This is a genomic window from Novosphingobium sp. (genome assembly GCF_040079535.1).
GTDB lineage: Bacteria > Pseudomonadota > Alphaproteobacteria > Sphingomonadales > Sphingomonadaceae > Novosphingobium.
Genome location: NZ_JBEBKB010000030.1, coordinates 1 through 23,339, shown reverse-complemented (window position 1 = coordinate 23,339; position 23,339 = coordinate 1). Strand labels below are relative to the sequence as shown.

Here is a 23,339-nt window from a genome sequence, read left to right as displayed (position 1 = left end):
GATCCGGAGTTTCCAAGTTATGAGCGACTACACAATCCGACTGTTTGAAAGCGACATCGCCATTCGCCGTATCGGCGAGGGACTGTTGGCCCGCACTTTGCCCAAATCCGAATGGACCCACGAGGCGCATCTGGCAGCTTGTGGGTGGTTGTTGCTTGAGCGTGCGCAGATGGATCTGGAATCCTGCCTTCCCGAAATCATCCGCAGCTACAACGTGGCTGTGGGCGGGGAGAACACCGATTCCGCCGGCTACCATGAAACGCTGACCCAGCTTTATATCATCGGTGTACGCCGGTTTCTGGAAACCTGCGCGGCGGATGGATTGCTGGGCAAGATCAACGCACTGCTAGCCAGCAGCATGGCGCCGCGCGATTGGCCGTTCAGGTTCTACTCACGCGATTTGCTGTTTTCGGCGGCGGCGCGCCGGGGCTGGGTTGATCCCGATCTGGCCGCGATTTGACTTGGCCGGGGCAGGGCGATGGGCCATGCTTCGCGCTTCGCAGATTAGGAGTCGTATCATGGGTATTCTTGATGGAATTATGGGCCAACTTGGCGGGGCGGATATCGGCGGTCTGGCCGAGAAATTCGGTCTGCCCAAGGAAATGGCTGAAAAGGCCGTGGCCGCACTCGGCCAAAGCCACGCCGAACCGGGTGACACCATCCAGGGGGCCGCAGCCAAGACCGGGCTTGATCCCGCAACGCTGAGCCAGATGGCCCAGCAACTGGGCGGCGAGGGCGGCCTTGGCAAGCTTTCGGAAATGCTCAAGGGCAATTCGGCGCTTTCAGGCCTTGCCGGGATTCTTGACCGCGATGGCGACGGCAACCCGCTGGACGATATCGCCGGCATGGCCAGCGGCTTGTTCGGCAAGAAGTAATCGCTGCAAACACAAAAAAGGCCGGGATGCCCTGGGGCGTCCCGGCCTTTCCTTGTTTCGTTTGCGGACAATCAATCCATCAGTTCAGCCGGCACCATACCGCCATTATCAGCCAGTGCCTTCATCACTTGCTTCTGCAGCATGATGTTGTCTTCAGCGCTGCCAGAATAATCGGCATTGCCCAGTTCATGGGCCAGTTCCTTGCGGTTTTCATACGAAGCATCAAGGCCAACCAGTTTCATCAGATCGACCACCGACGAGCGCCAGTTGAGGCCATCTGCACCGGCCATGCCCGAAAGCACTGCTGCCACATCAACCGCAGCGGCAGGGGCAGCCGGAGCGGCTTCGGCCATCGGGATTGCGGCTGCTTCGGGTGCGGGGGCGGCTTCGGCCGGCCTGCCGAAAATGGCGTTCTTGATTGAGCTAAAAATCGACATGACAAGCGACTCCTTGAAAGAGCGGCGACTCGAAAGTGAGGCCGCATCTCTGATGCTGCTGGGTTAGCAGGTTTGTGTGACAGTTGAAGCGGTTTGTAGGCCGCCTAGCCTGCTTTCTTTTCAGCAATATAGCGCGATATGTTGCGGGCCAGAACATCCAGCGGGACGTTGCCGCCGGTAACCACGGCATCATCGAAATCGCGCAGATCATAGCGCGAACCCAGATCAGTCCGGGCCGCATTACGCAGCCGCAGGATCTCGCTGTGGCCCACTTTATAGCCACACGCCTGCCCGGGCCACGAACAATAGCGATCAACCTCTGGCGTAACCTCAGACAATCCCGATCCGTTGGTTTCGGCAAACCACTGGATCGCCTGTTCGCGGCTCCAGCCTTTGGCGTGGAGCCCGGTATCCACCACCAGCCGGCAGGCGCGGAAAGCGATCGACTGCAAATAGCCAAGCCGCCCAACCGGATCGCCTTCATAAGCGCCCAATTCGTCGCCCAGCGTTTCGGCGTAAAGCGCCCAGCCTTCGCTATAGGCGTTGAAGGCCAGCAAGGTGCGGATCAGTGGCAGGGCATTGGCATATTCGCCCTGCCAGACGTGGCCGGGAATGCCTTCGTGAAAAGCCAGCGTGGCCAGCGAATAGCGGCTATGGCGGCCGACATCGCCCAGGTTGAGCCAGATCTTGCCCGGGATCTTGCCGTCCTTTGATCCGGCCCCGCCATAGGCGCCGGGCGCGCCGTCTTCCTCGGCGATCGGCAGCCGGTGGATTTCAAGATTGCCTTTGACCAGCGTGTTGAAGGCCTGCGGCAGCTTGGTCCGGATAAAGGCGATCCTATCCTGCATCAGCTGGATGATTTCGGCCCGGCCTTTGTCATCATTTGTGAAATTGAACCTGGGATCCTTGCCCAGCGCGGTCATTCGCTGGCCGACGCTGCCCTGGGTATAGCCAAGGCTGCGCAGGATCGGATCCATCTGGCCCTGCAGGTCCTTCAGCGTATCAAGCCCCATCGCATGGAGATCATCAGGCGTGCGCCGCGTGGTGGTGCTGGCGCGCAGGCCCCAGGCGTACCATTCTTCGCCATGCGGGCGTTTCAGCAGGCCGGCATCCATCGTTGCCAACGCGCGCTGGGTTTTGAGTTCATCGAGCTGGCGGGTGAGAGCGGCGGATACCGGGCCGGTTGCAAGGGCAAGGGCTGGGCTGCTCCAATCGCCGGGCATGTTTTTGGTCCGCCGGGTCAATGCATTGACCAGACCGCCGCCAGATTGCGCGTCCTTCAAGGTCAGCTCGATCTGCCGGATCGCCTTGTCTAGGAGGAATGCGGGCGGAACCAGGCCTTTTGACCGGGCATCGGCAATCCGGCCCAGTTCACCATCGAGCACCGCCGGGAACTGGCTTAACCGCGCAAGATAGGCCTCAGCATCGGTGCTGGTGTTGACCGGGTGATCGCTATCCAGGAAACGCGGCACATCGAGATAGGCCCCGACGTTCTGGATCACCACATACGGCGTGTTGCGCCAGCCCCCCACTGCGACATCGCCATACGGCAGGGCAAAACCATCGAGCGCGACCGAAAAGGCGCTTTTTACCACATCAAGACTGGTTCTGGTGGCAGGATCAAGCTGCTCGGCGTCCAGCTGTGCAGCACCGCTTAGCCCGCCGCGCAGAAGTGCGGCAATTTGCGCCTGCCCTTTCTGCGATCGATCCCCCAGCTGTGATCGCAGCTTTGCCCCATTGCCGGTATCGATCCCCAGCGAGGTCGCGCCTTCCGGGGAGAGCGCCATCAACCGCCAGGCCAGCGCCTCAAGAAACGCCGTTGCCTTTGTGCCTTCAGCCCGATCGGGGCTGGCGGTGCCGGCGGCAAACGATTGGCAGCCGGAAAGCGCCAACGATGAAGCGGCTGCACCAATCAGCGAAAGTGATTGGCGGCGCGAAAGAGCAGTTGGGTTTATCATCGCAGCAAGATGCGGGGCGATGCAGCCCAAGTCAAACCTACCAAAGAATTGCTCTGGTCCGGCCGGTGCTGCCCGGCTAAGTCATTGCCCATACGCGGCCATTCCCGGCCGCAGGAGGGTTCAGACCATGGCCGCAGCCGATCTTATCAACATCCTGCAACAGACCGGCGGGATCACCGCCATTGCCAACCAGCTGGGCATTCCGCCAGCCATGGCCGAAGCCGGCGCGGGCGCGCTGTTGCCGGCAATTGTTGGCGGCATGAGCAAGCAGGCCAGCGCCGCTGGCGGCGGTGAAGGCGGGCTGGGCAGCCTGGTCAACATCCTGGGTTCGCTGGGCGGGGCCGGGCTTGCCGACAACGTGCTAAGCCCCGAGCCGACCAATATCGATGCGGGCAACAGCGTGCTGGGTACGATCTTCGGTTCCAAGGAAGTCAGCCGCACGGTGGCTGATCACGCTTCGGGCCAGACCGGGATCGATCCTTCGATCCTAAAGAAAATGCTGCCGATTCTGGCGATGCTGGTGGCGGGATACTTCTCGCACCAGGCTGGCGGCGGGCAACAGCAAGGCGGGGGCGGCATTCTGGGATCGGTGCTGGGTTCGGTGCTGGGCGGCGGGCAGGGCGGCGCAGGCGGCGTGCTCGGCTCGGTGCTGGGCTCAGTCCTTGGCGGCGGCGGACAGGCGCAAGCAGCCCCGGCGGGCGGCGGCCTTGGCGGCTCGCTGGGCGGGCTCGGCTCGTTGCTGGATCTGGATGGCGATGGCAATCCGCTTGACGATATTATCGGAATGGCCGGCAAGCTCGCCCGGTGATTTCGGCTGATACCGTGCTGTCGCTGCTAGCGCTGCTGGGTCTGGCCCTGGTGCTGGGCGCGGCGGCGCTGTGGCGGCGGCAGGGCTTTGGCAAGCAGACGACGCTGATGCTGATATTGGCGGCGGTCATCGCCGCCAATATCGCAATCTGGGTTTCGCCCGGCGCCAGCGGCAAGGCGCTGGTCAGCGAAGGGCCGAAATAGCCTGCCGGATCAGCGGATCGGGCAATCCGGGGCAAGCCGGAAGTCGAGGTAATTATCGACCGAGCGCATCAGATCTTCCATCTCGTTTTCGAAGAAATGGTTGGCCCGGGGAATTTCCTCATGGTGGATCGTGATATGCCGCTGGGTCCGCAGCTTTTCGACCAGCTTCTGCACTGAAACCGGCGTTACCACGGTATCCGCCACACCCTGGATCAGGATACCCGAAGCAGGGCACGGTGCCAGAAAGCTGAAATCGTACATGTTGGCGGGCGGGGCGACCGAGATGAAGCCGCGGATTTCCGGGCGGCGCATCAGCAATTGCATGCCGATCAGCGAGCCAAAGCTAAAGCCAGCAACCCAGGTGGTCGAGGCTTCTGGATGGATCGACTGGACCCAATCGAGCGCGGCGGCAGCATCGGAAAGTTCGCCGATGCCATTATCAAAGCTGCCCTGGCTGCGGCCAACCCCGCGAAAATTAAACCGCAGCGTAGCAAATCCGCGGTTGGCAAAGGTTTTGTAGAGCGACTGGGTGATCCGGTCATTCATGGTGCCGCCGGCCTGCGGATGCGGGTGAAGGATCATCGCAACCGGCGCGCGCGGGCGGCTGGCAGGCTGGAAACGGCCTTCAAGGCGGCCTTCGGGTCCGGGAAAGATCACTGCGGGCATTATATTTTCGCCTGTTCTTGCTGTCCCACGCACGCGGCGTCCGGAGATTTCTCGGATGCCGGACCGCTTTGGACTAGGATCGGGAAGCAGGCGCTATATAGAAACGAGTGACTGAAAAGCAACGATTGTGAACATGCCCGCTCAATTCATCTATCTGGACAACCAGGCGACTACCCCGCTTGCCCCCGAAGCGCGCGCGGCAATGGAGCCGTGGCTGGCCGGCCCAGAGGCGATGGGATTCGCCAATCCGCACTCGATGCACCGGCCTGGCCGGGCGGCTGCAGCGGCGGTTGAAGTGGCGCGCGAGCAGGTTGCGGCACTGTTGCCAAAGGGCGGCCGGTTGATTTTCACCAGCGGCGCAACCGAGGCGCTCAATCAGGCGATCCGCTCGGTGCCGCGCGGGGGCATTGCCTATTCCGCGATCGAGCATTCGGCGGTGGTCAATTCGGTTTTGGCCAGCGGCGCGGCGGCACAGGAACTGCCGGTGAACGCCGATGGCTTGGTTGATCCCGATGTAGAGATCGCCGAAGGCACCGGCCTGGTCGCGGTGATGCAGGTCAACAATGAGATCGGAACCGTGCAGCCGGTGGCGCAGCTGGCAATCCGCGCGCACGAAATGGGTGCGCTGTTTCTGTGTGATGCAGTGCAAGGTGCGGGCAAGCTGGCCCCGCCTGAAGGGGCAGACCTGATCGCGATTACGGCGCACAAGCTCTACGGCCCCAAAGGGATAGGGGCGCTGTGGGTGCGCGATGGCGTTAAAATCGCTTCGCTGATCGAGGGCGGAGGGCAGGAAGGCGGCCTGCGCTCTGGCACGCTCAGCCCCGCGCTTTGCGCCGGGTTTGGCGCAGCAGCAGCTTTGGCGAACGAGCGGATGGAAACTGATTTCCAGCATCTTTGCGGGTTGGCGCAGCTCGCCCGCTCGATCCTGTCGCGCTGGAGCTTGAACGGCAGCGCAGCAGCGCGCTGGCCGGGCAATCTCAATCTGCGGCTCGATGGGCTCAACTTCCCCCGCTTGCTCAGCGATTGCCGCACCATTGCCTTTTCCGCTGGGTCAGCTTGCGGTAGCGGCACCGGCGCGCCCAGCCGGGTCTTGAGTGCGATCGGACTGGAGCCGAAGGAAGCCCGCAATTCGATCCGCCTGGGCTTTGGGCGCTATACCGCCCGCGAAGAGGTTGAAGCAGCCTGCCATGCGATTGAAGCAGCGGCACAGGCGCAGGGGGTCTGATGGTCAAGGTTACTTTTATTTCCAGCAATGGCGAACGGATCGCGGCCGAAGGCAAAGCGGGAGACCGCCTGCTGTCGGCCGGTCAGGCGGCGGGGATGCCGCTCGAAGGCACCTGCGAGGGCCAGATGGCTTGCTCTACCTGCCACGTAGTGGTCGCGAAGGCGTGGTTCGAACGCCTGCCGCGCGCCAGCGAGGACGAGGAAGACATGCTGGATCTGGCCGCCGGGGTGCGCCGCACCAGCCGGCTGGCCTGCCAGATTGAACTTACGGCTGAGCTTGACGGGCTTGAGGTCAACATCCCCGGCGAAAGCCATGATATGCAGCGGCGGTAAGTCCTCCCCTGCGCAAAACCCCTAAACTGGCATGGAATCAGGCGATTCCTCCTGCTAGGGCGGCACCGCAATGACCACCGATACAACCGAACCCGATCCCTTCGACGCCATCGTCGATGCGCCGTTCGATAGCGCGCTATCCGAGCGGTACCTGGTCTATGCGCTGTCTACGATCACTGCGCGCTCGCTGCCTGATCTGCGCGATGGGCTGAAGCCGGTGCACCGCCGCTTGCTGTGGGCGATGCGGCAGTTAAAACTCAATCCCACCGATGCCTTCAAGAAATCGGCGCGCGTGGTTGGTGATGTGATCGGCAAGTATCACCCGCATGGCGATCAATCGGTTTACGATGCGATGGTCCGGCTCGCGCAGGATTTCAGCTTGCGGTATCCGCTGGTTGAGGGTCAGGGCAATTTCGGCAATATCGATGGCGATAACGCGGCGGCATACCGCTATACCGAAGCCCGCCTGACCAAGACCGCGATCCAGCTGATGGCCGGCCTGGATGAAGGCACAGTCAACTTCATCCCGACCTACAACGGCGAGGAGGAAGAGCCCGAGATCTTCCCCGGGATTTTCCCCAATCTGCTGGCCAACGGCTCCAGCGGGATTGCGGTGGGCATGGCCACCAACATTCCCAGCCACAACGTGGCCGAGATTATCGACGCCACGCTGCTGCTGATAGACAATCCCACGGCTGAGCACGCCGAACTGATGCAGCACTTCCAGGGGCCGGATTTTGCCACCGGCGGAGTGGTGGTGGAAAGCCCCGAAGTGATCAGCCGCGCTTATGAAACCGGCAAGGGCGCGCTGCGGGTGCGCGGGCGTTTTTCGACCGGCCGCGAAGCTGACGGAAGCTGGGAAGATAGCGGGATTGAGCGGCTGGGCAGCGGGCAGTGGCAGCTGGTTATTTCCGAAATCCCCTATCAGCTCGCCAAGGGCAAGCTGATCGAACAGGTTGCCCAGCTGATCGCTGATAAGAAGCTGCCGATCCTGGAGGATATCCGCGACGAATCTGACGAGCAGATTCGGATCGTATTTGTGCCGAAAAGCCGCAATGTCGATCCAGAGCTGCTTAAGCAATCGCTGTTCAAGCTGACCGATCTGGAAACGCGTTTCAGCCTCAACCTCAACGTGCTTGACGATACCCGCACTCCGGGGGTGCTGTCGCTGCGATTGCTGCTGCTGGAATGGTGCAAGAGCCAGATCGACATCCTGCTGCGCCGCACACGCCACCGGCTGGAAAAGATTGCGGGTCGGCTGGAGCTGCTGGGCGGCTATATCATCGCTTACCTCAACCTTGATCGGATAATCGAGATTATCCGTACCCAGGACGAGCCGAAGCCCGTGATGATGGCCGAGTTTGCGCTGACCGACCGCCAGGCCGAAGCGATCCTCAACATGCGGCTGCGCAGCTTGCGCAGGCTAGAGGAAATGGAGCTGAGGCGAGAGCGTGACGATCTGCTGGCCGAGCAGGACGATCTGAACAAGCTGCTGGAAAGCCCGGCCCGCCAGCGCACCCGGGTAAAGCGCGATCTGGCCAATCTGCGCAAGGATTATGCCGAAGATACCGCGCTTGGCCGCCGCCGCACAACCATTGCCGAAGCCGCTCCGACGGTGGAATTCAGCATGGATGCGATGATCGAAAAGGCGCCGGTAACTGTAATCCTTTCAGCCAAGGGCTGGGTGCGCGGTGCATCCGGCCATGATCCGCTGGACAAGGATTTCAAGTACAAGGAAGGCGATGGCTTTGGCTATGCGTTCCATGCGCAAACCACCGACAAGCTGCTGATCGCGTGTGATAACGGGCGATTCTATACGCTGGGGGCAGACAAGCTACCCGGCGCGCGCGGGTTTGGTGAGCCGATCCGGACCATGCTTGATATCGATGCCGGCGCTGAAATTGTTGCGCTGCTGGTCTATCGCCCCAAGGCGCAATTGTTGCTGGCCAGCAATCAGGGACGCGGTTTTGCGGCACAGGCTGATGAATTGCTGGCCGAAACCCGCAAGGGCCGCGGCGTGATGACAACCAAGCCCGGCGTTAAATTGGCCGTGGTCCGCGAAATACCAGCCGAGCACGATCATATTGCTGTGGTGGGCGACAATCACAAATTGGTGGTGTTCAACCTTGAGGAACTGCCCGTACTGGCCAAGGGGCAGGGGGTAACCCTTCAGCGCTATCGCGATGGCGGCCTTTCCGACGCCGCCACGCTAAAGCTTGAGGAAGGCCTCAGCTGGAAGATGGGCGGCGAAAGCGGGCGGGTTCGAACCGAACCGGACGTACTGATCTATAAGGTCGCGCGCGGCGCCGCCGGCCGGATCGCACCGCGCGGGTTCCCGCAGAGCAACAAGTTCTAGGCTAGCAGTTCGCTTAGAATCACCTTGACCCGGCTCGCGTCCGGAAACCCTTCCTCGATCCAGCGTGCCTCAGCCGCCTGCATGATCCGCGCCACTTCGGGCCCGGCCTGGATGCCGTGTGCAACCACTTCGCCGCCTTTGAGCGGGAAGGTGGGGATTTCCCAATCGTGCAGCGGGGCCACGCTTTCCCCGGTCAGCAGCAGCCGATCAAGCGCGCCCGCGCGGCCAAGGCGATAGGCAAGGGCGCGCGGGTCAGCGGGCGTAGCTGTGCGTCCTGCCGCATACGCCAGCCGCTTTTTCTGGTTGCCTGAAAGGCGGAACCGGCTGGCAATGGCTTCGGCCAATCCCGGATCGGGCGGGATCAGCGCGGCCAGGCGGCGCAGCGCGTCAGGTGCTATACCCTGCCTGGCTTCCTCGGCCACCAGCGCCGCCAGCGCATCAACATCGGCTTCGGGCAGCACGACTTCGAGCACGCCAAGCTGGGCCATCCGCGCCACGGTGGGAGCGGGATCGGGCAGGCCCAGCAGGTTCATGCATTCCATACCAACCCGCTCACGCGACAGGCCTTTGAGCGTCGCGGCCAATTCCGCGCAGGCATTTTCCGATTCAGGATCAGCAGGCTGACTGCCAAACCTCGCCTGAAATCGGAAATAGCGCAGGATCCGCAAGTGGTCCTCACGGATCCGCTGGCGGGCATCGCCGATGAAGCGGACCTTGCGGGCCTTCAGGTCATCCAGTCCGCCGAACCAGTCAAACACCTCGCCCGATACCGGATCGGCATAGAGCGCGTTGATCGTGAAATCGCGGCGCGCTGCATCGTCTTGCCATTCGGCCGAAAAAGCGACCGTGGCCCGGCGGCCGTCCGAGGCAAGATCACGGCGCAGGGTGGTGATTTCCACATTGCCGAGCGGCACGACTGCCGTGATCGTGCCGTGTTCGATCCCGGTGGGGATTGCGGTTATGCCCTGGGCCTTCAGGCGCCGGATCACCTCGCGCGGATCAAGCACGGTGGCTATATCGATATCCTTGACCGGCTGCCCCATCAGCGTATCGCGCACCGCCCCACCGACATAGCGCACGTTCTTCGCCCCCAGCGCAGCCACCAGATGCTTCAGGCCTTCGCGCTGCAGCCATGAGGTATCAGAAGGCAGCGCGATCACCACGCAATCCTCTTTGCAAGGTTGCTGATGATCCCTGCCGTTACGCCCCAGATCCGGTGTTCCTGCCACATGATTTCGATATAGCTCCTTGTCCGCCCCTGCCAAAACCCTGAATGGTGGGTGTGGTTGGTTTCATCGAACACGAAATCGACCGGCGCTTCGAACCAGGCTGCTACTTCGGTGGGGCTGGGGCTTAGCTCCAGATCGGGCGGGACCACTGCGATCACCGGCGTAATCGCATAACCGCTGCCGGTCCGGTAGGTGTCGCTGATCCCGATCACGTGGACATCGCGCGGGTGTATGCCCAATTCTTCATGCGCCTCGCGCAGCGCGGCTTCCTCAGCGCTCTCACCGGGATCGATCTTGCCGCCGGGAAAGGCGACTTGCCCGGGGTGCGACCGCATATTCGAGGGGCGATGAATCAGCAGGAAACCGGGCCGGTCCGCGCGTTCGGTAATCGCGGCCAGAACGGCGGCGGGGCGCAGATTTTCCGCGGAGAAATCCACTTCGTCGCGGTGCTCGATCGGCGCGGCATGACCTTTGGCGTGAAGCTGGGCAAGTCGGGCCTTGAGGCTCATCGCGGCACCAGTGAAAATAGCGTGCCCTGGCTCGATACGGTCAGGTCGTCTTGCGCCAGATCGACGAGCTGCAGCCAGGTGCTGCGGTTGATCCGAGCCTCTGTGCCGTGGCGCACGGTAAGGTATAGGGCAGGAAGCTGGGCATCACCGCGCGCCACCAATGGATGGTCTGCCCCGGCCAGCACCACCTCATCCGTATTGAGCCGGAAAGCCAGCGCATCGCCGGTGCGGACGACATCGGTGGCGATGAAAGCAGCATCCTCAACTTCGATTGATTGCTTTTCGAGTGGGGTCACCAACCAATGCTGGCCATCGTCACCGCGCCGCAGCAAGCCGGAAAAGGCGCGGATCATGGCCGGTCGCTTGATCTCACCGTCCCCAGGAAATTTGGCATCGTGAAACCAGCGTCCGTCGGCCTTGATCACCATCAGGCTGTCCCCGCTGATCGCCGGGTTCCATTGATCTACCGGCGGCAATTTTCGCGCGGCGTCAAGCTCTGCAATCTGCGCGAGGGTTAGCGTGGCAAAGTCGGGCGGCGGTTCGTAGGGCATTGCCGAAGCGATGCCAGATCGGGTCAGCTGCGCCAAGGCCCCAGCGCGCCTTCGCGGGGGAGCACGGCTGAATTATCGCAGCGCGCCAGTAATCGGTGGGGCTCCCACGGGCCGGGCAAGGTCCATGCGCCGGTATGCTCTGCCGAAAAACCCCAGAATCGGCCATAGTATTCGCCGTCGCCGATCATCACTTGCGGCAGCGGGGCGGCGGGGTTCATCGCAGCGAGGCTGGCAGTCATCAGCGCCTTGCCATAACCGCCGCCCTGAGATTCGGGTAACACAGCAACCGGGCCGACCAGGATCAGCGGGTGGCGCCGACCGGCGGGATCGGTCAGGGCTACCGGCCAGCACTGGATTGTGCCGACCAGATGCTGTTCGGTATCCAGCGCCGCAAATGACAGCGCGGGTAGCCAGTCTGTCCCATCGCGCAATTTGTAGGCGGTGCGCTGGCGGCGCTCAGGCTCAAACGCCCGGTCAAGCAAGTCTTCGACCAAGGCTGGGTCGATCGCGTCAAGCGGGATGATGGCAACTTCAGACATTGGCCGCGCGCGTTAGGGGCGCGCGTCAACTTTGTCGATGCTATTTGCGCGAAAGCCGCAGCAAGCGGCCACCACTGCCGTCTTCCAGCACGTACAGAGAGCCATCGCTAGCCTCGCGAATTGCGCGAATTCGCTTGCCCAGCGGGTAACGCGCCGCTTCGAAGGCCTTCTCACCCTCGATCCCCACGCGCACCAAGCCGCCGGTTCCCAGCGCTGCGATCAAAGCCTGGCCTTTCCACTCGGGCCACATTTTGCCGGAATAGAAAATGAAATCGCCCGGCGCGATGACCGGGTTCCAGCTGATCGCCGGAGCGGCCAGATCGGGGCGCGCAGCGTGGCGCGGGATCGGCTTGCCATCATAGTGATCGCCATCCGAAACCAGCGGCCAGCCATAGTTTTGGCCGGGCTTGATCAGGTTCAGTTCGTCGCCGCCCGCCGGCCCGTGTTCAAGTGCCCACAGCCGGCCTTCAGCATCGAATTGCAAGCCCAGGATGTTGCGGTGGCCATACGACCAGATTTCGCCCGAGATACCGCCCTTTTCGGCGAACGGATTGCCTGCCGCCGGTGTGCCATCAAGATTGAGCCGCAGCACTTTGCCAAGGTTGTTGGAAAGATCCTGCGCGGGCACAAACTTCTGCCGATCGCCGGATGCGACGTAAAGGTATTTGCCATCAGGCGAAATTGCGATGCGGTGCGAATAGTGACCCCTGCCGGTAACTTTGGGGCTTTGGCGCCAGATGATTTCGGGCTTGTTCCAGGCCAATCCATCCTTGTCCACCTGGCCGCGCGCAACCACCGCGCCGCGCGTGCCGTTCCCGCCAGCTTCCGCCCAGCTGAGGTAGAGCAAGCCGCTTTCCTCGAAATCGGGCGCAAGCACCACGTCGCCAAGGCCGCCTTGTCCGCCGTAATCGATTTGGTGAAGCGCCAGCGTTGCTTCGATCCGCGTTCCGTTCCAGTGCTTGAGGTTTCCAGCCTTTTCGGTGACAATGATGTTGGTGCCGCGCGGCAGAACGGCCATCGCCCACGGCTGGTCGAACGTTCCCAGCACCTCTACCTTGAAGGCATCCCTGACTTCGGTTGTGATCGGCTTGGCTCTATCCCCAGCCGCGCCTGCCCCGCAGCTTGCCGCGATCAGGGTGAGAGGGAATAGGGCGGTGAGGAGTTTGTTTCGCATGGCGCACAATCTGGGCGATTACCTGGTCCTTGCCAAGTCAGGATCGCTGGTGATCGGCGTGGATGAGGCCGGGCGTGGGCCGCTGGCCGGGCCGGTAGTGGCGGCGGCCTGCGTGCTGGGAAGGGGCGCTCCCGATGGGCTGGACGATTCCAAGAAGCTCTCAGCCAAAAAGCGCGCGATGCTTGAGCCGCTGATCCAGCAGACTTGCCGCTGGGCCCTGGGTGTGGCCGAGGCCGATGAGATCGACCGGATCAACATCTTCGCCGCAACTATGCTGGCGATGACCCGTGCGGTCGCCGCGCTGGTAGCGCAGCTGGATGGTGAGCCGGAACTGGTCCTGATCGATGGCAACAAGACCCCGCATGGCCGCGTACCGGAATGGCGCTGGCCGGCCCGCGCAATCGTTGGCGGGGATGCGCTGATCCCCAGCATTTCCGCCGCATCGATTCTGGCCAAGGAACACCGCGATCGGATCATGAAAGCAGCCGCGCTGGTTCATCCCGGTTATGGCTGGGAGCGCAACATGGGTTATGGCACGGCCGAACATATGCTGGCGCTGCACCTGCACGGAGCAACCCCGCTGCACCGCCGCAGTTTTGCGCCAGTGGCGGCGGTGACGCCGCCCTGAAACCGAACAGGCGGCGGTTTTTTTTGGTTTGAGTCCGCTTGGCCACACCACCACATCTTGAGTCTGCCATGAATCCGGGGACTCAACATCGTGTGTCGGCCCCGTTTCGTTCTCCCCCTTGTTAACGCTTCAGTTACCATGAATCCCTAGGATTCCAGCGAGTTTCTGCTTGACGCGGGACTCCCGAGGACTCACCCTGTGGATAAGATTGAGGGGTTTGACGAACGATTATGGGCCAGATGTTGATAGGCGAGAAGGCGCGGCTGCGTGCTGCAAAAGAGGCCCCGCGGCCTGATCTGCCTTTGGGGCGGATCCTTGATGGTGATTGCATCGAGGCCATGCGCAGCCTGCCAAGTGCTTCGGTTGACATGATTTTTGCCGATCCGCCCTATAATCTCCAGTTGGGCGGGGATCTTTCGCGGCCCGATGGCAGCCATGTCGATGCGGTTACCGATCATTGGGACCAGTTCGATAGCTTTGCCGCCTATGACAAATTCAGCCGTCTGTGGCTGACCGAGGCGCGGCGCATCCTGAAGCCCAATGGTTCGATCTGGGTGATCGGATCGTATCACAACATTTTCCGCCTTGGCGCGATGATGCAGGATATGGGGTTCTGGATCCTCAACGATGTGGTTTGGCGCAAGGCCAACCCGATGCCCAATTTCAAGGGCACCCGCTTTACCAACGCGCACGAAACGCTGATCTGGGCAAGCATGGGCGAGAAGGCAAAGTACACCTTCAACTACCGCCTGATGAAGACATTGAACGATGAACTGCAGATGCGCTCTGATTGGGTTTTGCCGATCTGTTCGGGTCAGGAACGCCTTAAAAAGGGCGGAACCAAGGTGCATCCCACGCAAAAGCCCGAGGCGCTGCTGTACCGGGTGATGCTGGCCACAACCAACAAGGGCGATGTGGTGCTCGATCCGTTCTTTGGCACCGGCACTACCGGCGCCGTCGCGAAGCGGCTGGGGCGTGATTGGATCGGGTGTGAGCGCGAAAGCAACTACCGCGAAGCCGCGCTGGAACGGATCGAAATGGCGCTTCCGCTTGATGAAAGCGCGCTGACCACCATGCAAAGCCACAAGGCACCGCCCAAAGTGGCGTTTGGCACCCTGATTGAAACCGGCTGGATTCAGGCCGGAGTTACCTTGACCGACAAGAAGCGCAAGTTGAAGGCGCTGGTCCGCGCCGATGGCTCGTTGATTTCTGGCACTGAGACCGGATCGATCCATGGTTTGGGGGCCAAGCTGCAGGATGCCCCCAGCTGCAATGGCTGGACGTATTGGCACATCGAGCATGAGGGCGCGTTGAAGCCGATTGATGCGCTGCGGCAGCTCTATTTGCTGGCAACGGAAGATTGAGCAGATCGTTTTACCTCCGCCCGATCGCTCTGGCGGATAGTCCACAGAGCGAGGAAGGTGATGCGCTGCGCCTCGCCGGGGGCTTGGTCTATGCCAGCCGGTTTGCGCTGATTGAGCGCTGCGACGGCAAGGTTTCCGCGCGCTGCCACTATTCGCTGCCGGATTTGCGCTCTGCGTTGCCGGACTTGCCCGAAGTGGTGCAACGGCAATTCGACAATCTCCAGCGCGCGCCTGCACCGCTGCAATGCGGCGCGCGCACGATCCGGCTTGACCAGCCGCAGGTCATGGGGATCCTCAACGTCACGCCTGATAGTTTTTCCGATGGCGGGCAGTTCATGGACGATCCCGAAGTTGCCGGGGCCCATGCCTCAGTCATGCTTGAAGGCGGGGCGGCGCTGATCGACATCGGCGGTGAAAGCACCCGGCCCGGCGCGGCTGCGGTGTGGGAAGGCGATGAACTCAAGCGCGTGATTCCGCTGGTTGAAAAGCTGGCTGCGGCCGGTGCGGCGATCAGTATCGACACCCGACGCCCGGCGGTGATGGAAGCGGCGCTGAAGGCCGGGGCGCAGATAATCAACGACGTTTCCGCGCTGCGCCACGATCCGCGCAGCCTGGAATTCGCTGCGCGCGCCGGCACTCCGGTGGTGCTGATGCACGCACCGGGAGACGGCGATGATCTCCACGCCGATGGCAACTATGCCGACGTGGTGCTCGACGTGTTCGATTGGCTCGCCGCGCGGCGCGATGCGGCGCTGGCAGCCGGGATTTCGCGCGAGAAGATCGTGCTGGATCCCGGCATCGGATTTGGCAAGACACTGGCTGACAACCTGGCTTTGCTGAATGCGCTGCCGCTGTTTCACGCGCTGGGCCAGCCACTGCTGCTGGGGGCCAGCCGCAAACGGATGATCGGCGCCCTTTCCAACGAAGCCCCGGCGCACCAAAGGCTTGGAGGCAGCGTTATGCTGGCGGCCAAAGGCCTCGAAGCCGGGGTGCAGTTGCTGCGGGTCCACGATGTGCCCGAAACGGTACAGGCGGTGCGGGTCTGGCGCGGGCTCAAGGATGCAGCGCTGACTGATTTCAGCCAGCTGGTTTAATCATTCTTCGTCGCTGCACGCGATAGCCTGAGCGCAGCAAAGCCCAGCACGCCCACTGCGCCAAGCAGCGCCGCCCACAAGGCCAGCTTGCGCGGGGAAAACGGGCCGCCGCCCGATCCTGGGGCGATTTCCAGCGGAGCGGCTGGCCCGGCACGGACCTGCGCTTCGGGTAAAGTTGCATCGCTGCGTGGGCGGCCAAGCAGCTCTGATCGCTCAAAAAAAGCGGACTTGGCGGCTGCATTGCCCAAGGCCAGGGTGTATGGCGGCTTGCTGTTGAATGCGGCCAGCAGGACGATCGGTGCGGTCAGCAGTTCAATCCGGGGCTTGGCTGAAAAGCCGGGACTGCGCGGATCGGCCGTGATCCGATAATCTTCGAAATGCGCCGTCGGAAAATCAAGCTGAGCGGTGCTGCCATTGCGCAATGCCCCCTGGGCCAATTGCTGCCACGGGGCCTCATCCGATGGGCGGGCGGTTAGCGTTACGGGAACCACGCCTTCACCAGTCTGCCCGGTAACCTTTACGCCAATCAGGGTGACGCCCAGTGGAACCTGAAATTGCAAAGTGTGATTATCTTCCAGCCGCACCCCGTTGGTTGAAAAAACCATCGGGCGGGGCGGGGGTATTCTGGCGGTAATCGCCTTGGCCCCGCGAATTTTGACGCCGTCGGTTACTTGCCAGCTAATACGTGTGTAGCGATCAGACAGCGGCAGACCCGGCATTGCAATCCGCAGATTGGGATCGGCCGGGTTGCCAAGCAGAACCTTGCTTGCCAATGGCTCCCACGATTTCAGATCACCACTGGCCGCCACCGAAACTTCGACCAGTTGTCCCTTTTCAAGGGCGGCGTCGATTTCCAGTGCGATCACCGGATCAATCAGTTTGCGAGTATCAAACAGCAGCGCGGCATCGGGGCGGGTTTCGGCTTCCTGGTTGCCGGCATCTACCGTTACTGATTGCGCGGCTTGCTCAACCCGGACCGAAACGGCCGCTTTCTTGTCAGGGCCAGGCATAGCAATCGGCATGGCTTCAAGCGCGATAGAACGCTGGCCTTCAGGCCGGCTGGCGGTATCAGCAAGCGCCAGTGAAAGTGGCCGGCCATCGGCATCGAAAATACGGACATCGCCGGCATCATCACGCTTGAGCGCGGCGACCGCGATCGGGGGCAATTCGATCCTGTGAACGCCCTCATCCTCATTCGGCTTGACCGTCAGGACCATGGCATAGCCCTGCGGTTTTGCCGGATCAGCGACGGGCTGGGCGCAGGCTGATAACAGCGCCAATGCGGCCAGGGCATATTTGCGGATCATGCTTCGGGCTCATCCTTCTTGCGCGGGGGAAGCGGGACAAAATAGCCGATCAACAGCATCAGCACACCCACGGCGATAAAGGCAATGATCCGGGCAAAGCCTTCAATCGACGACATATCGACGAACAGCAATTTGGCGACCACCACCGCCAGCAGGCTTGCTCCCACCAGCCAGGGCAGGCGCTGGGTGCGGCGCTGGCCAAACAGCATCAGTGCCATAGCCATCAAGGTCCACAGGATCGAAAAACCGGTCAGCACGATCTGACTGTTGCCTTGCGCCCCAGGATACCAGGTTGCGCCCAGGAAATGATCGGCGGTGCGGGTCCAGATGGTATTGATCCATACGAAAGCCAGCACAGCACCCGCGCCCAGTCCGAACTTGCCGGCAAAAGGCCCGGACCCGCGCGGCGCGGGCTCTGCGCCCTGCAGCATCTGCCGCCACAGCGCGAGCGCGGCCAGCACCAGCGCGATCGACAGATCAACCGGGTTGAGCAGTGGGATGTAAGGAAGTGGACCGGTGATCCCTTGGGCCAGAAGCGTGCCGATCAAGGCCCCGAAATACAGCACCAGCGCCAGCGGCGCGGCGGCCCGCCACCAATAGGCCCGGCTATGGACATTGTGCGGCCAGCCCATCGACAGCCCCGCGGTCCCGATTGCCGCCGGACCGGCCCAGCGGGTGATCCCCATCAGCACCGCGACACCGGCGATCAGGAACACCACGCCAGCCCACGAACTGTCCCACAGATCGGCCTGATCGATCAGATAGAACAGCGCATCGGCCAGCATCGCAGCAAGGCCAAGCACACCCATCGCATGGATGAACCCGTTCCAGCGCGGCGCCGCGCTTTCAGGGGCATTGTCGGCGCGGTAAAGCAGCCAGAAGTGGAGCGCAAAAGCGATTGCCCAAAATGCCAGATCAGGCACCTGCACAACATAGCGACCCATCAAAAGCGAAAGCAGGAAGGCCCAGCCGATCAGCAGCAGGCTGGCTCGGGCCGGCCAACTGGCAACCTTCCAGTGGTGCTTGCGGCCAAACCAGTCGGCCAGTGCCATCAGGCCCAGCACTGCAACGAGTATCGCGAACAACATTGTGTGTTCGTGCAGCAAAGGCAGCGGATAATCGTCTATGCCGATGGCGGGCAGACGCCGCGATAGTTCCTGTACCACGGCCAGGCAGGCCAGGCCAAAGCCGATCAGAAACCAGGGTTTCTCAAGGCCCCGTTCGGCAGGAGCCCAGGCCATGGCCCATCGTGATCCGCTGTTCGGCAGATCCCCGCGCAACAGCCATGCGGCAAACAGCATCGGCAAGCCGACCAGCAGCGGTGTCATGAAACCCTGATTGAATAGCGGCATGGCAGAGATGTTTGATTCCAGCGTCTGCAGGGCAATCCCTGCGGCCAAAGCTTGCAGCAGCAATCCGAACGCGCGGGGCATCCAGCGCGCTTGCCGGGTGCCAACCCACAAAGCCCCTGCGCCTTCCAGTGCCCAGGCCGCGCTGGTCCATTTGACCTCAAGCGCCAGCGGTACCGCCATGGTGACAAAGCCGACGCCGATTGCCAGCAGGCTTTCACTCAGCGTTGCCATGCCCTGATTGCGCCGGCGGAATGCCCAGACTGCCACCGCCAGATAGACCCCGCCAAACACCACGGCCGACCATGCGCTGGCATAAGGTTTGTCGTGAACAAGCCCCGACTGTAGCCCAAACCCGATGATCGCAGTGCCGAACAGCAGGGTCGAATCCGCGAAATTCCCCAATTTGCCGGGGGTGTTGTGGGCATAGAGCAAAGCGGTGGCCAGGTAGACCGCGATCGAGGCGGCCAGAAACGCCTCGCAAATCCAGAAGTGCCGATCCTCGTAGGATCCAAAGCCCCATAGCCCAGCCAGCACAAAGGTTGCGGCAAAGCCCAGCAAGTTAAGCGGGCGCCAGCTTTTTTTCCAGGCGATGCCCATGATCGCTGCATTGAGCACTGTGATATAGCTGAACAGCCCGGTGGGCGTTTCCGCGCTGCCGCCCAGCAACACCGGAACGGCAAAGCCGCCCGCAAAACTTGCCAGCGCCATTACCTGCGAATTCTGCAGCACGGCCAATGCCGCGCCCAGCGCGGCGAACAGGATCATGAAGCCAAAGGCCGCGCCGGATGGAATGACGCCAAATCCGCGCGATGATGCCGCGAAGACGGTCAGATACATCACCGCCACGCCGGCTCCCTGCAAATGCAAGCCAAAATCCGGACGTTCCAATCGCTTCCAATAGCCCACCCCCAACAGCGCAGCACCGGCCGCGCCAACCGTGGCCAGCCGCGCTTCGATCGGGAACAGTCCGGCATTGGCAACCATCCGGGCCAGGAAAACCAGCCCGATAAACAGCACGATCAGCCCGACCCGAACGATGGTGTTGCCGCCCAGCAACCAGCCCATGGCCTTCTGGACCAGCTCTTCGGGAAGGCTCTGCCACACGGGGTCCGATCGCACCACTGGAGCGCTTTCAGCCATTGGCAATGCAGGCTGGGCCACAGCAGGTGCGCGCGCCGCAGCAGAGGGCGGGGGCAGGGGAGTAGCCGGTGCCGCAGTGGCCGGGATCGGCCGCGCCGGTTCAGGCCGGGCTGGTGGTTCGGCGGCCTGCGGCGGCGCATCGGGCCATTCCATCTGGGCCATGCGGTGCGAAATAATCCGGTCTGTCTCAGCCTGGATCGCATTGCGCAGCCATAGGCCCATCGGTGCGGCGAATATTGCACCAAGCACCAGGCCATAGGGTTCAAACCCCGAACTGCTCCAGCCAATCAGTGCGCCTGCTACCAATGCCCACCAGATCATTATCCCACCTTCTGCAGCCTTTGCTGGCTACAGAGTGGCAGATTTTGAAAGCAATGGAAGGGCCAGCAGGGCCGCTTCGGCTCAGCTCGCCTCGCCTATCCCCAGCTCGGTTAGCTTGCGGTACAAAGTTGAGCGGCCAATTCCCAGGCGGCGGGCCACTTCGGTCATCCGTCCGCGATAGTGGCCGATTGCCAGCCGGATAACATCGGCTTCGATTTCTTCCAGCGGGCGCAGGTTGCCGTCGGCGGCATAAAGCATCACGCCCATGCCTTCCTGCACTGGCGCATTGAGGCCGCCGGCATCGCCCAGCATATCGGAAAGTTGCGGGAAATCCTCGGACGTCAGCGCATCGCCATCGCAGAACACCGCCGCGCGGAACAGCACGGCCTGGAGCTGGCGGACATTGCCGGGCCAATCATAGGCCGAAAGCAGCGACAGCGCGCTATCGGTAATACCCAGCGGACGCAGCCCCGGCTGATCGCCGATCCGGGCCAGAAAGTGCCGGGCCAGCGCCGGGATATCACCGGCGCGCTCACGCAAGGGCGGCAGGTAAACAGTTACCCCCGCCAGCGCCTGGTGCAGTTCAGGCAGGAAATGCCCGCCTTCGGCCAGCTCTTTCAGCGGGAGATTGCTGGCAGCAACAATCCGCACGTCGATCCGGAATGAATGGCGCGCGCCGATCGGGCGGACATCGCCTTTCTGAAAGCTTTCCAGCAAGCGGGCCTGTACCGGTGTGGGAAGCCGATCAATCTCGTCCAGCGCCAGGGTGCCGCCATCGGCATGCTGCAAAGCGCCGATGTGGCGTTCAAAAGCGCCGGGGAAGGCGCCCTTCTCATGGCCAAACAGCGCGCTTTCGATCGAATTTGCCGGGATTGCGCCGATATTGATCAGTCGGAACGGGGCCTTGGAACGGGGGCTGGCGGCTTGAATGGCGCGGACCAGCGTTTCCTTGCCGGTCCCGCTTTCGCCTTCAATCAGCACCGGGCTGTGATTGCGGGCGGCCTTGGCGGCCACGGCGAGCGCGGTGCGAAAGGCTGGTGATGCGCCGATCATGCCTTCAAAATCGGCCGCGCCGGGCATCTTTTCGGCTAGCGGCTGTAATTCATCGCGCGGGGCTTCGCGAGTGGTTGCCATGCGCAGCGCCTGCATCAGCCGATCGGGTGCCACGGGTTTGACCAGATAGTCGGTTGCGCCGGCCCGCATTGCTTCAACCGCCAACAGCGGTGATGCGCTGGTGGTAAGCATCAGGATCGGCACCGCAGGGCGGCGGCTGCGCAATTCGGCAATCAGCGTGCAGGCTTCGTCGCCCGGCACCCATTGATCAAGAATGATCGCATTCAGCTGCATTCCCTGACGCGTGCCCAGCGTGGCAATCGCGGTTTCCGAATCGCGCACAACCAGCGTGCGCCAGCCTTCACGCGCGGCCAGCGCCGTGATCAGCCGGCTTTGGGCCGGCTCATCGTCGATAAGCATCAACAATCGCGAATCGATCTCTGCCATTGCCGCCCGTTGTTTCTTGCGCAGAATTGCGGACCTTCGCATAACGCGATTGGGTAAAGAGCCGATTAAGGCTGCTGATTGAACAAATGAAAACCGACTTGCCCCTTGAGTACGTGACAGTGCGGCGATAGGGATTACCGCAATCCATTCGACAAGGAACAATCATGGCCAGCGGTAACGACATGAAGATGCATGAATCGACCTATTCCGGCTTCATCGGCCTGGTGAAATGGGGAATTCTGATCACGGTGGCCGTCACCGTTTTCGTCATTTACATGATCGCCTGAGGCTGATCCTGACATGCGGATCGCAGTGATGAAAGAAACCGCACCCGGGGAAACCCGAGTGGCGGCAAGCCCGGAAACGGTGAAGAAGTTCATCGCGCTTGGCGCAGAGGTTGTGGTTCAGCCCGGCGCGGGCGATGCGGCATCGATTGCCGATGCAGAATATGCAGCGGCCGGCGCAAAAGTGGCCAAGGATGCGCTGAAGGGCGCTGAAATCGTGCTGGGCGTGCAAGGCCCTGATCCCAAAGCCTTGAAGGATGCCGCCAAAGGGGCCTGGATCGTCGCCGGGCTTGATCCGTTTGGCCAGCGCGGGCGCGTTGATGATTATGCCAAGGGCGGATTTGAAGCTCTGGCGATGGAATTCATGCCGCGGATCACCCGCGCGCAAAGCATGGACATTCTTTCAAGCCAGTCAAACCTGTCGGGCTACAAGGCGGTGATCGAAGCCGCCAACGCTTATGGCCGGGCATTTCCGATGATGATGACCGCAGCGGGCACAGTCAGTGCCGCCAAGGCGTTTATCATGGGGGTTGGCGTAGCTGGCCTTCAAGCGATCGCCACCGCGCGGCGGCTGGGCGCGCAGGTTTCCGCCACCGATGTGCGCTCTGCCACCAAGGAGCAGATCATGTCACTGGGGGCCAAGCCGATTTTCGTCGAAAATGTCGCCGGGATCGAAGGCGAGGGCGCGGGCGGCTATGCCACCGAAATGAGCGCAGAATACCAGGCCGCGCAGGCCGAACTGGTCTCCAGCCATATCGCCAAGCAAGACATCGTCATCACCACTGCCCTGATCCCGGGAAGGCCCGCACCAAGGCTGATTTCGGACGCGCAGATCAAGACGATGAAGCCGGGCAGCGTGATTTTTGACCTCGCGGTGGCGCAAGGCGGCAATGTCGAAGGATCAAAGCCCGATCAGACCGTGGTAAAACACGGCGTCAAGATCATCGGCTATTCCAACACCCCGGCGCATCTGGCGGCCGATGCCTCGGCCCTGTTCGCGCGCAACCTGTTCAACTTCCTCAGCGCGTTCTGGGACAGGGAAGCGGGACGGCCGGTGCTGGATGAGGAAATCGGCACTGCCGTGCGGCTGACGCTGGGCGGGAAAGTTGTAAACGAGAGGCTTTTGGGGTGAGGGGGCTCGTTGATCCAATTTTGCATTTCTTTGGAAATGGATTGGGACTACTTTTCGTCCTGGCATTTTCTGCGCTTTATGCTTCAATCCCATTGGTCGTAATCTCTGCCGTTTTGGACTGGTTGGAATGGTGGCCCGATCCATTGTCTTCGTTAGATCAACAAGTTTTCGAGAATGTTCCTGGGCTGGTTCCGTTTGAGCCCATGAGCTTTGGCTTTACTGTCTTGGTTGCAGCAATGTTTGGAAAATCGATCGGTTTCAGCGTCAAAAATCTAGGGAGGGATACCGCTTGAGTGACCTTCGTCGCGAAAAGGGTAACTTGCTCAATCCTCCCCCGTTGGGGGAGGTGGCAGCG

23 protein-coding genes are annotated in these 23,339 nt (G+C 62.0%); 12 read left to right on the top strand and 11 right to left on the bottom strand.

Annotated features, from left to right (window positions below):
* The first annotated feature begins 19 nt into the window (after positions 1-19).
* Together ABL914_RS10100 and ABL914_RS10095 are read left to right on the top strand one after the other, a co-directional pair.
* Positions 20-460, top strand: a complete 441-nt coding sequence (locus ABL914_RS10100; RefSeq protein WP_391563055.1) for a hypothetical protein — start codon at positions 20-22, stop codon at positions 458-460.
* A 58-nt stretch (positions 461-518) separates the two neighbouring features.
* A complete protein-coding gene (locus ABL914_RS10095) occupies positions 519-875 on the top strand; it encodes a hypothetical protein (protein ID WP_391563054.1) in 357 nt (118 codons plus the stop codon).
* Positions 876-946: 71 nt separating this feature from the next.
* Here the strand turns inward: ABL914_RS10095 and ABL914_RS10090 are convergent, their stop codons facing one another.
* Together ABL914_RS10090 and ABL914_RS10085 are read right to left on the bottom strand one after the other, a co-directional pair.
* Positions 947-1,312, bottom strand: coding sequence for a DUF3597 domain-containing protein (locus ABL914_RS10090; protein WP_391563053.1), 366 nt, complete (start codon positions 1,310-1,312; stop codon positions 947-949).
* A gap of 104 nt (positions 1,313-1,416) precedes the next feature.
* Positions 1,417-3,270: a DUF885 domain-containing protein gene (locus tag ABL914_RS10085; protein WP_391563052.1), complete on the bottom strand. Its 1,854-nt coding sequence runs from the start codon at positions 3,268-3,270 to the stop codon at positions 1,417-1,419.
* 127 nt (positions 3,271-3,397) lie between these two features.
* On the opposite strand from ABL914_RS10085, the gene ABL914_RS10080 reads away from it, so the two are divergent.
* On the top strand, positions 3,398-4,078 hold the full coding sequence (locus ABL914_RS10080; RefSeq protein ID WP_391563051.1) for a DUF937 domain-containing protein: 681 nt from the start codon (positions 3,398-3,400) through the stop codon (positions 4,076-4,078).
* Positions 4,075-4,281, top strand: coding sequence for a hypothetical protein (locus ABL914_RS10075; protein ID WP_391563050.1), 207 nt, complete (start codon positions 4,075-4,077; stop codon positions 4,279-4,281). The genes ABL914_RS10080 and ABL914_RS10075 overlap by 4 nt, the downstream gene beginning before the upstream one ends.
* Positions 4,282-4,290: 9 nt before the next feature.
* Here ABL914_RS10075 and ABL914_RS10070 read toward each other — a convergent pair whose 3' ends face one another.
* Positions 4,291-4,947, bottom strand: coding sequence for an alpha/beta hydrolase (locus tag ABL914_RS10070; protein WP_391563049.1), 657 nt, complete (start codon positions 4,945-4,947; stop codon positions 4,291-4,293).
* A gap of 133 nt (positions 4,948-5,080) precedes the next feature.
* Between ABL914_RS10070 and ABL914_RS10065 the strand changes: the two genes are divergently transcribed.
* From ABL914_RS10065 to parC, 3 genes are all read left to right on the top strand, one after another.
* A complete protein-coding gene (locus ABL914_RS10065; RefSeq protein WP_391563048.1) occupies positions 5,081-6,172 on the top strand; it encodes a cysteine desulfurase family protein in 1,092 nt (363 codons plus the stop codon).
* On the top strand, positions 6,172-6,504 hold the full coding sequence (locus ABL914_RS10060; protein WP_391563047.1) for a 2Fe-2S iron-sulfur cluster-binding protein: 333 nt from the start codon (positions 6,172-6,174) through the stop codon (positions 6,502-6,504). The genes ABL914_RS10065 and ABL914_RS10060 overlap by 1 nt, the downstream gene beginning before the upstream one ends.
* Before the next feature lie 70 nt (positions 6,505-6,574).
* Positions 6,575-8,860, top strand: a complete 2,286-nt coding sequence (parC, locus tag ABL914_RS10055; RefSeq protein WP_391563046.1) for a DNA topoisomerase IV subunit A — start codon at positions 6,575-6,577, stop codon at positions 8,858-8,860.
* Here parC and ABL914_RS10050 read toward each other — a convergent pair.
* From ABL914_RS10050 to ABL914_RS10030, 5 genes are read right to left on the bottom strand one after another with little or no spacing between them, the layout of a single operon-like run.
* On the bottom strand, positions 8,857-10,023 hold the full coding sequence (locus tag ABL914_RS10050; RefSeq protein ID WP_391563045.1) for a CCA tRNA nucleotidyltransferase: 1,167 nt from the start codon (positions 10,021-10,023) through the stop codon (positions 8,857-8,859). The genes parC and ABL914_RS10050 overlap by 4 nt on opposite strands.
* On the bottom strand, positions 10,017-10,598 hold the full coding sequence (locus ABL914_RS10045) for a CoA pyrophosphatase (protein ID WP_391563044.1): 582 nt from the start codon (positions 10,596-10,598) through the stop codon (positions 10,017-10,019). Before ABL914_RS10045 ends, ABL914_RS10050 begins: the two co-directional genes overlap by 7 nt.
* On the bottom strand, positions 10,595-11,149 hold the full coding sequence (locus ABL914_RS10040; protein WP_391563043.1) for a DUF1285 domain-containing protein: 555 nt from the start codon (positions 11,147-11,149) through the stop codon (positions 10,595-10,597). The genes ABL914_RS10045 and ABL914_RS10040 overlap by 4 nt, the downstream gene beginning before the upstream one ends.
* Before the next feature lie 23 nt (positions 11,150-11,172).
* Positions 11,173-11,688 (bottom strand): GNAT family N-acetyltransferase, encoded by a 516-nt coding sequence (locus ABL914_RS10035; protein WP_391563042.1) that lies wholly within the window; start codon positions 11,686-11,688, stop codon positions 11,173-11,175.
* Positions 11,689-11,728: 40 nt separating this feature from the next.
* On the bottom strand, positions 11,729-12,862 hold the full coding sequence (locus ABL914_RS10030) for a PQQ-dependent sugar dehydrogenase (protein WP_391563041.1): 1,134 nt from the start codon (positions 12,860-12,862) through the stop codon (positions 11,729-11,731).
* On the opposite strand from ABL914_RS10030, the gene ABL914_RS10025 reads away from it, so the two are divergent.
* The 3 genes from ABL914_RS10025 to folP all read left to right on the top strand — a co-directional run bounded on the left by ABL914_RS10025 (position 12,861) and on the right by folP (position 15,948).
* Positions 12,861-13,490, top strand: a complete 630-nt coding sequence (locus tag ABL914_RS10025) for a ribonuclease HII (protein WP_391563040.1) — start codon at positions 12,861-12,863, stop codon at positions 13,488-13,490. The two genes, ABL914_RS10030 and ABL914_RS10025, sit on opposite strands and share 2 nt — an antisense overlap.
* A 230-nt stretch (positions 13,491-13,720) precedes the next feature.
* Positions 13,721-14,854: a site-specific DNA-methyltransferase gene (locus ABL914_RS10020; protein ID WP_391563039.1), complete on the top strand. Its 1,134-nt coding sequence runs from the start codon at positions 13,721-13,723 to the stop codon at positions 14,852-14,854.
* The gene (gene folP, locus ABL914_RS10015) at positions 14,851-15,948 is read left to right on the top strand and encodes a dihydropteroate synthase (RefSeq protein WP_391563038.1); all 1,098 of its coding nucleotides are present in this window, start codon (positions 14,851-14,853) and stop codon (positions 15,946-15,948) included. Before ABL914_RS10020 ends, folP begins: the two co-directional genes overlap by 4 nt.
* Here folP and ABL914_RS10010 read toward each other — a convergent pair.
* The 3 genes from ABL914_RS10010 to ABL914_RS10000 all read right to left on the bottom strand — a co-directional run bounded on the left by ABL914_RS10010 (position 15,945) and on the right by ABL914_RS10000 (position 21,568).
* Complete coding sequence (locus tag ABL914_RS10010; protein WP_391563037.1) at positions 15,945-17,255, bottom strand: DUF3999 family protein; 1,311 nt, start codon at positions 17,253-17,255, stop codon at positions 15,945-15,947. The genes folP and ABL914_RS10010 overlap by 4 nt on opposite strands.
* The gene (locus tag ABL914_RS10005) at positions 17,252-20,068 is read right to left on the bottom strand and encodes a DUF2339 domain-containing protein (RefSeq protein ID WP_391563036.1); all 2,817 of its coding nucleotides are present in this window, start codon (positions 20,066-20,068) and stop codon (positions 17,252-17,254) included. Before ABL914_RS10005 ends, ABL914_RS10010 begins: the two co-directional genes overlap by 4 nt.
* Before the next feature lie 81 nt (positions 20,069-20,149).
* Positions 20,150-21,568, bottom strand: a complete 1,419-nt coding sequence (locus tag ABL914_RS10000; RefSeq protein WP_391563035.1) for a sigma-54-dependent transcriptional regulator — start codon at positions 21,566-21,568, stop codon at positions 20,150-20,152.
* 164 nt (positions 21,569-21,732) lie between these two features.
* On the opposite strand from ABL914_RS10000, the gene ABL914_RS09995 reads away from it, so the two are divergent.
* Both ABL914_RS09995 and ABL914_RS09990 read left to right on the top strand, forming a co-directional pair.
* Positions 21,733-21,855, top strand: coding sequence for an aa3-type cytochrome c oxidase subunit IV (locus ABL914_RS09995; protein WP_391563034.1), 123 nt, complete (start codon positions 21,733-21,735; stop codon positions 21,853-21,855).
* A gap of 13 nt (positions 21,856-21,868) precedes the next feature.
* Complete coding sequence (locus tag ABL914_RS09990) at positions 21,869-22,984, top strand: NAD(P) transhydrogenase subunit alpha (protein WP_391563033.1); 1,116 nt, start codon at positions 21,869-21,871, stop codon at positions 22,982-22,984.
* The last annotated feature ends 355 nt before the right edge of the window (positions 22,985-23,339 follow it).